Consider the following 12,053-nt stretch of genomic DNA (forward strand, 5'->3'; position numbering starts at 1 on the left):
CCACGTATTATTTTGCGAAAGTTTATCAAAATAAAAAATACGTTAGCCTTAGGATTTTAGGCTACACTTACGTCATGGCAAAGAAAAAGAAAAAAATGATCAAACTCAACCAATCCATTCGCCATTTTTTCGGCGATGAAGGATTTGACGAGGGGATAGAGAGGGTTCCGACCGAATCGCTGATCGCCCTCGCCCATACGCTGGGAATATTTAACGGTACAACCGATAAAGCGACCTTGGTAAAGAGCTTCCGCCGTTTATGGTCGGAGGGGGAAACCGAAAATCGTGCTCTCATCGTCGATTTTTTCCGTAACGAAGGAAAAGTCTATCCCAACCCGAAACCCAAAGAAAAACCGCACGAGCGGGAAGAAAAAATCGATGAACTCTTGGAGGGGTTTGATATCACTCCGGATGAACGCCGGAAATTGCATGCCTCTTTTATCGATATCCGTACCCGCAAGATCACGCCGGACAAGATTGCGGCCAAACTCGAGTATATCCGTTATACCGGAAAACGGGAACTTCTCGAAAAAGCGCTGGAAGGAAAGTTTAATTTCGACGATTCTTTCGAATATTATGCCCCTGTCACCTATCGGATAGATACGGATACCTTTACGAAAATCCTTATTCTCAAAACTCCGCCGCTTAATGAAAAACGGCTTCATGAAGAGTCATTAGAAGCATTGGTTCCCGAGATAACCGAACTTAAAACAGCACTAACACATCAAAAACAAGAACAAACCGATCTGTTTTTATCGTCGCTCAATCTTAGTGCCCACCGCTACCTCACCAAAGAACAAATCATTTCGACGCTCAAAAGCGCCCCCCCTTCTGTCCAAACCTACGGGGCACTCAGTACCGAAATTTTACGGGATGTTTTGACCCGTTATTTACACATTCCCCTCACATCGGTTAATTCGGATGACCTGATCGTCGAGATTGATAAACAGCTTATCCTTCCGTATCGAAGTGAGCCGTTGGAATATACCCTATCGCTTCATTTGGATGGCGCAGAGCTGAGCCGTCAAATTTGGAACGAAGAAGATCTCGCAATCACTTCGATGGTAGAAGAACAAAGCCTCCACGAAGAGAGAGCTTTTTTAGGGGAATTGGAGCATCTGGTAGAAGAATGCCGTACCCGTTCGAAACTTTTGGAGATGAGTGACGAGGTGCTTTATGATGTTGTGTATGAGCTGCTTCTGCCGTATCTGACACTTACCCCGCATATCAGTTCCAAAACGTCGCGTCGGGTCCTTTTTGCTTTTGATCAACGTATCGCGAACGAACTGCTCAAACGTCAGCGGCAAGCGCTTCTCGCCCGAACGGTTCGTGATTTTAAAAACCTCTTCCCGCTGGCACGTTCTCTTCGTCGGCGGCTCATCTTTCATACCGGCCCAACTAACAGCGGTAAAACCTATACGGCATTTCAACACCTTAAAAAGGCGGGGACGGGATACTATCTCGCACCGTTGCGTTTGTTAGCACTCGAAGGTTACGAGAGTCTACGGGATGACGGTGTCAGCGCTTCGCTCATCACAGGTGAAGAACAGCTCCTCGATGAAGACGCCACCCATATCAGCTCTACGATCGAGATGCTGAATTTTGAAGTAGAAGTTGATTGCTGTGTCATCGATGAGGTACAGATGATCGATGACCGAGACCGCGGTTGGGCATGGGCAAATGCCATTATCGGTGCTCCGGCCAAAACAGTGATCATGACCGGCTCCCCCAATGCACGCGAAGCGATCACCGCTTTGGCGGAATATTTGGGTGAACCGTTGGAAATCATCGAGTTTGAGCGTAAAAACCCTCTCGAGTTACTCAAATCACCTACCCCTATCGATGCAATACAGCCTCAAAGTGCCGTTATCGCGTTTACCCGTTCCAATGCCCTCAGGCTCAAACAACAGCTCTCCAAAACGTACCGCACAAGCGTCATTTACGGAAATCTAAGCCCTGAAGTACGCCGCGAAGAAGCACGCCGTTTCCGCGAGGGGGAGACCGACATCCTCGTGGCTACCGATGCGATCAGTATGGGGCTCAATCTTCCCATCAAAACACTCCTTTTTTCCAAGGCCGATAAATTCGACGGACAAAACCAGCGTAATCTAACATCGACCGAAGTCCGCCAAATTTCCGGGCGCGCCGGACGCTACGGATTGAGTGAAAAAGGGTACGTCGGAGCGCTTACCGGCGATGTACTCAAAATCATTTCAACCTTGTTTACCAAGCCGATCGAACCGATAGCCCTGCCGTTTAACGTCATGGCAAATTTTGATCACATCATGCTTGTCTCCACTATTTTGGAAGAGAAATCTCTCTCCAATATCGTCAACTTTTTTGTGGAGAATATGAAATTCGAAGGGCCGTTTCGTGCCGCAAATCTCGAATCGATGCAGGAAGCTTCCGCTATAATCGACAACTATGACCTCGATATGCGTACCAAATACACCCTTGCGACTGCACCACTGTCGACCTCATCACCTCTGGTAATGGCATCATTTGAGCGGTATGTACGGGCATTGGAGCAGAAAAAACCAATCGCCTATATTCCCCCGCAGCGTTTGGGAAATTATGCCCTCTCGATGGAAGAGCTCCAAGAAGCGGAAGACCGTATCAAAGAGATATCGTTATATTTGTGGCTGTCGTATCGGATGGGAGAATATTTCGTAGATGCCGAAAAAGCACGAACATTCAGAGGAGAGCTTAACCGGTTTATTGAAAACTCGCTCCAGCAAAGCCATTTCGTACCGCGATGTAAAACGTGCGGAAAACCGTTAGCTCCAAACAGCGAGTTTGCCATCTGTCAAAGTTGTTTTAACAATCTCAATCGCGCGAAAAGCGGTGTCAACAACAGGGCACCGCGTTCTTTTAAAGAGGAAAAAAGACGGGGATTTCATAAAAGCTGATCATGCCGTTGCATTCGTATAAAAGCGTCCACAATCGTGATATCGAGATGTTCTGCCATTGTCTCTTTCATCAGCTTGAGAGAATCATACGACTTCAACCGATCTTTGTAAGAGCGCTTCGTCGATAGAGCATCAAAAACATCGCATACACCGATAATTCTTGCAAATAATGTAATCTTCTTTCCGGAGATCGCATCAGGATAGCCGCTACCGTCAAGCTTTTCATGATGGTGTCGTATTCCATCCAATATTCGGGTATCGCTTATTCCAATTTTAAGGGCTATTTGATATCCATAAACAGGATGCTGTTTCATCTGCTCAAACTCATCATGGGTTAGGCTGCCGTTTTTATTCGTAATGGCGGTGTTCACCTTACTTTTGCCCAAGTCGTGAAGCAATGCGGACATGCCCAACTCCTCGAGTGCACCCGTCGATAATTTCAAATACGTCCCTAGGCTCAGGGCATACACACAAACATTAATGGAGTGGGTATGCGTATAATAATCGTATGCCGTAATTTTAATCAACGATTCAATAGCATGACTATCACTGAAGATCGTATCGACAAACTTATTGACAACTTTTTTCGATTTAGGAACATTTTCTAGAGCTTCAGGATTGTCAAACATTTCATCGAGTATTTCGGAAGCCTGACGATAAATAACCGCTGCTTTTTTCGTAATCGCAATGTGTTCATCCCGCGCCACAGCCTGGATAATAGTGTCTACAAAATGGTAATAGGTCGATAAGTCTTCTTGAAGTATATACAAATATTCCGTCTCATCGATCCGCATTTTAATCTGTGGATCTACCGGATGCTCTCTAGGAAGAAAAAGTTCTTTTGTCTCTTCGGGGTCTATATCACAGTAGATATCGCAGGACAGTACATCCCCAACATCCAATAACCATTTTTCAATTCGTACAAACTCAACAGATTCTTTAACATATATCCGTTTGTCAATACGAATCTGTTTCATAAAAATCTACAATTACTCAAGCAAATCCGAATAATCAAATTTTGAAGGGTTCAAAAAGATTTTATCGCCACGGGGTATAAGCCGTTCGTCGCCGTTTTTTAAAGCGGTTTCAAATCCTCGTTTAATCTGTTTTTTCTCTTTGTCTTTAACCCGTTTGAGTTTTAAAAACGATTTGAGGGAAATCCACTCCTCTATTTCGGAATCAACAATATCGGCATTGATAGCATCAACCGTCATCCCCTCTTGCATGACCGTATCGGTATTGACATGGGAAAGAAATTTCGTTGCGACGACATGCAATACACTGCGCAGCTGTGCGTCGCGTTCTTTGTAAATCTGCTCAACCTTGACCCGTTCGTCGATCAGCATCTGTTCACGTTGATCGCGCAATCGGCTCGTCTCTTTTTCGAGACTGTCCACCTTTTCACGAAGCCGTTCATTCTCTTGTTCGATGTATTGCGTATAACGGCTATCACTCACAATGTTAGTTCCGGCGTTACTTTTGGCCGTTTCAACGGCAACATATTTCACCCCGTTATCGACAATACAATCCAAGCTGCCGCGACGTATCCGATTATGGATCGCCTCTTTGGAAACTTTGAAATACTCCGCCGCATCGGCTATCGTCATTTTTTTCATGATTTTCCTTGCCCTTGTTTTCGTAACATTTTAATAAACGTATCTACCATACCCATATCCAAATGACCTGCCATCTGCTGTTTCATCAACAGAAGAGACTCAAAAGAACTCATCGGATCTTTATACGAGCGTTTTGTAGAAAGGGCATCAAAAACATCGCATGCTCCGATAATACGGGCAAACTGGCTTATTTGATCTCCCTTTAGGTTATCCGGATATCCGCCTCCCTCCATTTTTTCATGATGGTGGCGAATACCGCTTAAAATACGCTCATCGCTAATCCCCAACTTCAAGGCAATTTCATGTCCCAATGCCGGATGTTTCTTCATTTGCGTGAATTCATCGTCAGTCAATTTGCCGTTTTTATTGATAATCTCGTAATCGATTTTGCTTTTACCCAAATCGTGCAAAATTGCCGCCATCCCCAGCACTTCCAAATCTTTCCCTTCTATTCCGAGATAGGAACCCAGACTCAGGGTATAAATGCTTACGTTAATGGAGTGGGTATGGGTATAGTAATCATGTGCGGTAATTTTCATCAATGATTCAACTGCGCTGTGATCGTGCAAAATGATATCGATAAAACTATTCACCACAGGTTGTGCGTTTTTGACATTTTCCAAGGATTCTGGATTTTTAAACATCGCATCAATCGCTTCCGTCGCCTTTTGATAGACCAAACGGGCTTTTTGTTCGGTAGGTATATCACTGCTTTTGGCAATACTTTGAAGATGCATGGCAACATACTCGTTATAACGCTCTTCATCTTCTTCACTGACATACAACGTCTCGATTTCTCGTAACTTGACCTTGGCATTACCATCCACCGCCGTATCGCTTTGGAGAAAAAGGCTCATCGCGCTCTTGGTTTCATTGGTCAAAAAAAGGTTAAAACTAATCTGTGAGCCCTCTGTTATGAGCCGCTTATCGATCGCTTTATACCGTTTTTTGTTCATTTGAACTCTTTAACGGAAATTTTCAAATACAAGAGGGGCATCCCACTCAAGCGATTTGATATGTGCCATAATCTTTTGAAGTTCATCAATCTGTTTGGATTTAACGCGGATATAATCGCCCTCAATCGCGGCACTTGCTTTTGTTTTAAGATTTTTAATCTCTGCAATAATCTTTTTAGCTTCTTTCGTCTCAATGCTATCAACGATTTTATAGGTCGCTTTTCGCGCTCCTCCACTTGCATCTTCCGTTTTCAATTCCTCGAGTGCCTTGGAAGAGAGCCCGCGTTTGATGAGTTTTCCGATAACAATATCTTTGAGTGCATCGAGTTTATTATCACTGGAGGCGAGAAGAATGAGCTGTTTCTCTTTTTCACGGTAGTTGATTTCGTAGGTAATCCCCTTGAAATCGTATCGGCCGATTGCCTCTTTTTCAGCTTGGGCAATCGCGTCTTTGAATGCTTGCAGGTCAATTTTTGCGGAGATATCGAGAGAGTGTTCTGATGCCATACTACTATCCTAAAAAAACTTTTTTTTATAACAGTTAGTATAACACACTAAAACCTTAATGTTTTAAAAACCCGCTTTCGTTCGACCTGAGCCTGTCGAAGGGTAAGTTCATGGTTCGACGACCTCACCACGAACGGAGGGTCAAAACATGGGGCTTCCGAAATCAAGTCCCCCTCCGAATGCCATTGCTGCATTGGGATCTTGATATCCCAACATCGCACTTTTCATCCGCAGCATCGTAATGTCTTGTTTCGGGGCGATATTTTGAGGACACACAGGGACACATTCGCCGCAGAGAGTACAGTCCCAAATTCCGTTCGTCTGAACCGCCGCGATTTTATCAGCGCTGCTTTCCTCGCGGGAATCGTTGACATAACGCCACACACGGGTAAGCGCATACGGACCGATAAAATCAGGATTGACCGCGTATACCGGACAGGCACTGTAACATGAGGTACATAGGATACAGTCGCTCTGCGTTTCGATATGGCTCGCATCTTCTTCGCTCACCGCTCCCTCACGTGAGCCTTCGCTCCATGTGTTAGCGACTCGGTTAAAACGCTCAACCATACCGGAGTCAACAACCAAATCCCGAACCACACGGGTATTACGGATCGGTTCAACCACATCCCCTTCACTCGGCTTATATTCACACATCAACTGCTCACGCCCATTGACACGAACCGCACAGCTTCCGCACACGCCGCTGCGGCATCCATGTGAATAGGTCAGAGTCGGATCGATTTTGGTTTTGATATGATTGAGGATACTCAAAAGGGTAACGTTTTCTAACTCGACGTTATAGCTTTGTGTCTCACTGCCGCGTACTATTTTAATTTCCATCAGTCACACCACTCCCGTTCTTCATCTTCTTCATCATCATCATAAGGATCTTCGCAGCACCCTTCCTGATCCGAATCTTGTTCATCATCCCATGCGCCATCTTCTGAAAAGATGACAATAATTTTATGATCCTCAAAACGCGTATGCGTTGGGCTTACTGCCGAAGTAAACCCAGTGTTAACGTAGCCATATGGGCTTTGCTCATATGGCGTATTTATAGTAAAAAATCCGCGCATAGCACTCCATCCTCTTTCCATGTGATTGTGTGAGCTCCGAACATCCGATCGTTTCGCGCAGGGGCATCGATACGATAGTGTGCACCGCGACTCTCAACCCGGCTGATTGCACTGACTACGATCATCTCCGCCAACTCGATCTTATTTCCGAATTCGATAAATTCGACCAGATTGGTATTGCAGATTTTCGATTTATCGCGAGGTCCCATAAAAGGGAGTTCTTTTTGCATTTGACGAATCGCCCCTAACACTGCTTTAAGTCCCATATCATCCCGCACCAAACCGACGTTGTTATAGAAGATATTGGCAAGCATCTCCTGTTTTTGGTAAAAGTCAATTTGATTGGTAAAGTACATTACTCCGCGGATAAAGTTGGTGTCTTTCGCTAACTGCAGGTTTGGTGTTTCGGGAACAGGATGTTTTAGCGTATACTTAACGGCTTCTACCCCGCAATGGCGCCCGTATACGACGAGTTCAAGAAGTGAATTACCTCCCAAACGGTTAGCGCCGTGTGTTTTATGGTTAGCACACTCTCCGACGGCAAACAGTCCTGAAACACTGCTCATGCACGCTTCATTGACTTCGATTCCCCCCATGCTGTAATGGGCGGCGGGTTTGATCGGGATCAGATCATGTACCGGATCGATCCCTTCGTATATCTGTGCCAGTTTACGCTCTTGGGGAAGTTCATGATCGATAAAATGTTCCCCTAAATGGCGGATGTCGAGATAAACCGCTCCGCTTTTGTTCATCTCGTCATGGATTGCTCGAGCAACGACATCACGCGGTGCCAGTTCATCGGTAAAGCGATCCCCCTCTGCATCTACTAAATATCCCCCCGCTCCCCTTGCACTCTCAGAAATCAAAATTGAGGAACCTTTCAGTGCCGTAGGGTGAAACTGGATAAACTCCATATCGGCGAGTCTTGCACCGGCGCGTACCGCCGCTGCAAGTCCGTCGCCCGTTGCCTGCACGGAGTTCGTAGAGTGTTTGCCGTAAAGCGCCCCGTATCCGCCGCTCGCCATAATCACCGCATCGGCACGAATCTCTTCGACTTCACCCGTCTCTATATGCAAGAATGTCGCCCCTAACACACGGTTAGTCTCTTCATCTACGATCAGGTTCAGTAAAAAGCGCTCATTTTTAAACACGATACCGGCTTTCAAGCACTGATCAAAGAGGGTATGCAATAGCTTCAATCCCGTGTAATCCTGTGCATAACAGGCACGCGGTGCACTCGCTCCGCCCAAACGCCGACGGGCAATTTGCCCCTCTTCGTCACGGCTGAACGGTAACCCGATACGGTTACACCACTCGATCGCTTCCGGCGCTTTTTCACACATAAATGCAATCCGCTTTTCATCTCCCAGTCCGGCGGACGAACGCAGCGTATCTTCGATATGAGCGGAAATTGTATCTTCGCTTCCTAAAACAGCGTTCATCCCCCCTTGTGCCATCGAAGTTTGAGAACGTGTCGGGAGGGTTTTAGAGACGACAACCACCTCTGCGCCTGATTCGTGTGCTGAGAGCGCACTCACCAATCCCGCACCGCCACTGCCGATTATCAATACTTTTGCCATTGTATGACTCCTTATAATCGCGATTGTATCCCATAGATTGTTAGCTCTCACTCAAAAAGATTGACTAATTTTTAGGATAGAATAGCATTCAGAAATTCTGCCTCGGTAGAGGGAAGCTTTAGTGCCATAGCGGCTAGCGTAGCATAGGGGGCTTTGCTCCCTATGCGTTTAACATCAAAGTGACAATGCAAACTTTATTCTCCATTCTGGGTATTTACCTCTTTATCGCTGTCGGATTCGGTGCCAAATACGCATTCAAAGAAAAGATCGACGACCGCACCATAACCTTGCTCAGCGTCTATTTTTTGCAGATTTTTCTCACCTTTTGGGGACTCCTCAAACGCCCTATCGATACCGAACTCCTTTTCGCCCCGTCTCTTTATCTGGGGATATCCCTTTTAGCGCTATTGCTGATGATTCCCCTCGCCAATCTCCTTTTCCACAATCCTAAAGAGCGCTCTATTGCTACCGTAGCGGCACTGATCGGAAATACGGGCAATTTGGGGATTCCTCTGGGAATCGCACTGTTTGGCGAGATGAGCGTCCCTTATCTCACCCTTATCAATCTCGTCAATGTATTCGTCGTTTATACCATCGGCGTTTTTTATTACTCTCGCGGTGAATTCAGTGTGCGCGATTCGCTCATGAATATTCTCAAACTTCCCGTTCTCTGGGCGGCGATGATCGCCATTGCCCTCAATCTCGTCGGATATGTTCCCAGCCCTGCGGTGGATAAAACACTCATGATGGGGGCGTATGCTTCTATGACCATGCAGCTGGTATTGTTTGGGATTTATCTCTACGGTATCAAGCTGGGAGAAATCAATTTACGGCTCACCGCATGGGTCAACGGGACAAAATTCATCCTTATACCGTTGATAGCGTTTACGGTATTGCACTATGTCGATATGGATCCGATCGTGAAGGGGATACTGTTTTTGGAGCTGATCGTTCCGCTGGCAGTCGCCAACGTAAATCTCGCATCGCTCTATCATTGCGCTCCACGCACCGTTACGGTCGAGGTGTTTACGACCTCCGTCGTATTTTTGGGGATCGCTTTCGTATTGCCTACACTATTGCAAATGTTTTGATGTTTTCAATCGTCGCAGCGATCAGACGCTCACGCGCTTCGCGGGATGTCCATGCGATATGAGGGGTAATGTAGAGACGTTCGGGATGTTTAATCGCTAACAGAGGGTGAGGCGTTTTCATCGGCTCTTTCGCTAAGACATCCAAACCGATGAAAATCGGTTTCACATCGATAATGACCGAGAGGGCATCTTCGTCGACAATCCCTCCGCGACCGAGATTCAGCAAAACCGCACCGTCTTTCATCTGGAGCAATTCCGAATGCGAAATCAAATTCTCCGTCATTGCATTGAGCGGCGCATGAATCGAAATAACATCGCTGTTTTCGATCAGACGGCTGAGGGTCGTTTTTTCATACTCGTCGTTCTCATTTTTACCCGACGTCGAGTAATAACAGACGTTAGCCCCAAATACACGCGCTATATTTGCTACGGAACGTCCGATCTCACCGAGTCCGATAATACCCCATGTTTTGCCGCGCAATTCACTAAACGATGGGCCGATATGGGCAAATACCGCTTCGCGCTGCCACTCACCGCTTTTAACGTACTCATCATAATAACGGGAATGACCCATCAGGTAAAAAAGCATCGAAAAAGTATGCTGAACAACGGCATCGGTCGAATAGCCCGCCACGTTTTTGACGACAATCCCGCGACGTGCCGCCGCATCATGATCGATGTTATTCATCCCAGTCGCCGCGACACAAATGAGTTTGAGATTCGGGGCAGACTCCATCACGGCATCGTTAATCACCACTTTATTCGTAACGATTACTTCCGCATTGCGAACACGTTCTGCTGTTTCGTCTGCGGATGTCATCTCATAAGCGGTTACATCACCTAACTCTTTAAATCCTTCTAACGAAGTATCACCGAAAGTTAGCGTATCAAGAAGGACAATTCTCATGCGTCTTTGATCCCTTTGATCAGTTTTTTCGCTTTTTTGAGCGCTTTGTTCACTTTATCAAAGACAAGAACAACCGCCATACGTCGTCCGACATGGGCTTCCGGCTTTCCGAACACACGGACAAAACTGTTATTATCAAACAGCTCGTCTGCGACATCGATCACCGGCGTATGGGATTCGACACTTGATTTAAATGCCGCACTTGCACCGTCACCGTAGAAGGTAAATCCGAGAGGAAGACCAAATACCGCACGAACGTGGAGGGCAAATTCGCTTTGGCTTTGGGTGATCAGCGTCACCATCCCCGTATCATGCGGACGAGGACTCACTTCACTGAAATAGACCTCATCACCAGCTACAAACAGCTCAACGCCGAACAACCCTTTTCCGCCCAATCCGTCGGTAATAGTCTTCGCTATTTTTTGAGAACGTTTGAGGGCTTTTTTGGACATTTCCATCGGCTGCCAGCTGTAGATATAATCGCCGTCTTTTTGAATATGTCCGATCGGCTCACAAAATACCGTTTCCACTCCGTTACGAGCCGTTAGCAACGTGATCTCGTAATCAAAGCGGATAAACTCCTCAACGATCAGCTCACTCGCATCACCGCGTGCTTCTTTGGCGATTTCCCACGACTGTTCCAGATCAAAAGGGCTTCGTGCGATACTCTGTCCATGTCCGGAAGAGCTCATAACCGGTTTGATAACGCACGGGAATCCGACATCTTCCGCCGCGCTGCACATATCCTCATAAGTACTCACGAAATGATAACGGCTTGTTTTAAGCCCTAACTCCTCCGCGGCAAAACGGCGGATATTTTTGCGGTTCATCGTTTTGTTGACTGCTTCGGCATTAGGGATAACACAAAACCCTTCCGCTTCTGCCGCGAACAGTGCATCGATACTGATCGCTTCGATTTCAGGCAAGATGTAATCGGGTTTCTCTTTACGGATTATTTTTAATACGGCTTCTTTGTCTTGCATGTTCACTACGTGAGAGCGATTTGCGACGAGGTGTGCAGGAGCATGTGAATAACGGTCGACTGCGATTACTTCAATACCGAGACGCTGTGCCTCAATCGCCACTTCTTTTCCGAGTTCGCCGGAGCCTAACAACATGATTTTTTTGGAATTATTTTTAAGAGGTGCGCTAAAGAGCATGGATGTAGCCTTGTGCAGAAATTATTGCACTAAGTTTATCACAGGGTTAGTAAAGGTTTTGTTATAGAGGAAAAAGTTGAAGAAGTTGAGAGGGTGTAACCCAAGCGCCGAAGCGCACGGGATTACAGGCGAGATTCGTAACGTCGCATCATATACAAACGTTTTAACATCTTTTTGCGAGCGCTGATTTTGAACTGTTTACGTTTTTCAGTCTCTGTAACATGGTTACGACGAGCACGAGCTTCAGT

General features: G+C 46.2%; 11 protein-coding genes and 1 pseudogene. 2 read left to right on the forward strand and 10 right to left on the reverse strand.

Annotated elements, in window-relative coordinates:
• Positions 1-95: 95 nt before the first annotated feature.
• Positions 96-2,909, forward strand: a complete 2,814-nt coding sequence (locus PHE37_RS03070) for a helicase-related protein (RefSeq protein WP_300008184.1) — start codon at positions 96-98, stop codon at positions 2,907-2,909.
• Here the strand turns inward: PHE37_RS03070 and PHE37_RS03075 are convergent.
• The 7 genes from PHE37_RS03075 to PHE37_RS03105 form a co-directional block, all read right to left on the reverse strand.
• Positions 2,897-3,886 carry an HD-GYP domain-containing protein gene (locus tag PHE37_RS03075; protein ID WP_299994427.1) on the reverse strand — a complete coding sequence of 330 codons (990 nt, stop codon included), beginning with the start codon at positions 3,884-3,886 and terminating at the stop codon, positions 2,897-2,899. The two genes, PHE37_RS03070 and PHE37_RS03075, sit on opposite strands and share 13 nt — an antisense overlap.
• 12 nt (positions 3,887-3,898) lie before the next feature.
• Positions 3,899-4,525, reverse strand: a complete 627-nt coding sequence (locus tag PHE37_RS03080) for a DNA-binding protein (protein WP_299994425.1) — start codon at positions 4,523-4,525, stop codon at positions 3,899-3,901.
• The gene (locus PHE37_RS03085) at positions 4,522-5,481 is read right to left on the reverse strand and encodes an HD domain-containing phosphohydrolase (protein WP_299994424.1); all 960 of its coding nucleotides are present in this window, start codon (positions 5,479-5,481) and stop codon (positions 4,522-4,524) included. Before PHE37_RS03085 ends, PHE37_RS03080 begins: the two co-directional genes overlap by 4 nt.
• Positions 5,482-5,490: 9 nt before the next feature.
• Positions 5,491-5,988 (reverse strand): YajQ family cyclic di-GMP-binding protein, encoded by a 498-nt coding sequence (locus PHE37_RS03090; protein WP_299994422.1) that lies wholly within the window; start codon positions 5,986-5,988, stop codon positions 5,491-5,493.
• Between the two features lie 141 nt (positions 5,989-6,129).
• The gene (locus PHE37_RS03095; protein WP_299994421.1) at positions 6,130-6,831 is read right to left on the reverse strand and encodes a 2Fe-2S iron-sulfur cluster-binding protein; all 702 of its coding nucleotides are present in this window, start codon (positions 6,829-6,831) and stop codon (positions 6,130-6,132) included.
• The gene (locus PHE37_RS03100; protein WP_299994419.1) at positions 6,831-7,067 is read right to left on the reverse strand and encodes a hypothetical protein; all 237 of its coding nucleotides are present in this window, start codon (positions 7,065-7,067) and stop codon (positions 6,831-6,833) included. The genes PHE37_RS03095 and PHE37_RS03100 overlap by 1 nt, the downstream gene beginning before the upstream one ends.
• Positions 7,046-8,647 (reverse strand): FAD-dependent oxidoreductase, encoded by a 1,602-nt coding sequence (locus PHE37_RS03105; protein WP_299994417.1) that lies wholly within the window; start codon positions 8,645-8,647, stop codon positions 7,046-7,048. Before PHE37_RS03105 ends, PHE37_RS03100 begins: the two co-directional genes overlap by 22 nt.
• A gap of 185 nt (positions 8,648-8,832) precedes the next feature.
• Between PHE37_RS03105 and PHE37_RS03110 the strand changes: the two genes are divergently transcribed.
• Complete coding sequence (locus tag PHE37_RS03110; RefSeq protein WP_299994415.1) at positions 8,833-9,738, forward strand: AEC family transporter; 906 nt, start codon at positions 8,833-8,835, stop codon at positions 9,736-9,738.
• Here PHE37_RS03110 and PHE37_RS03115 read toward each other — a convergent pair.
• The 3 genes and pseudogenes from PHE37_RS03115 to PHE37_RS03125 all read right to left on the reverse strand — a co-directional run.
• Positions 9,716-10,645, reverse strand: a complete 930-nt coding sequence (locus PHE37_RS03115; protein ID WP_299994413.1) for a D-2-hydroxyacid dehydrogenase — start codon at positions 10,643-10,645, stop codon at positions 9,716-9,718. The two genes, PHE37_RS03110 and PHE37_RS03115, sit on opposite strands and share 23 nt — an antisense overlap.
• On the reverse strand, positions 10,642-11,805 hold the full coding sequence (gene purT, locus PHE37_RS03120; protein WP_299994411.1) for a formate-dependent phosphoribosylglycinamide formyltransferase: 1,164 nt from the start codon (positions 11,803-11,805) through the stop codon (positions 10,642-10,644). The genes PHE37_RS03115 and purT overlap by 4 nt, the downstream gene beginning before the upstream one ends.
• A gap of 122 nt (positions 11,806-11,927) precedes the next feature.
• Positions 11,928-12,053 (reverse strand): annotated as a pseudogene (locus PHE37_RS03125) (30S ribosomal protein S21); the annotation flags it as partial.

The sequence above is a fragment of the Sulfuricurvum sp. genome, assembly GCF_028681615.1.
GTDB lineage: Bacteria > Campylobacterota > Campylobacteria > Campylobacterales > Sulfurimonadaceae > Sulfuricurvum.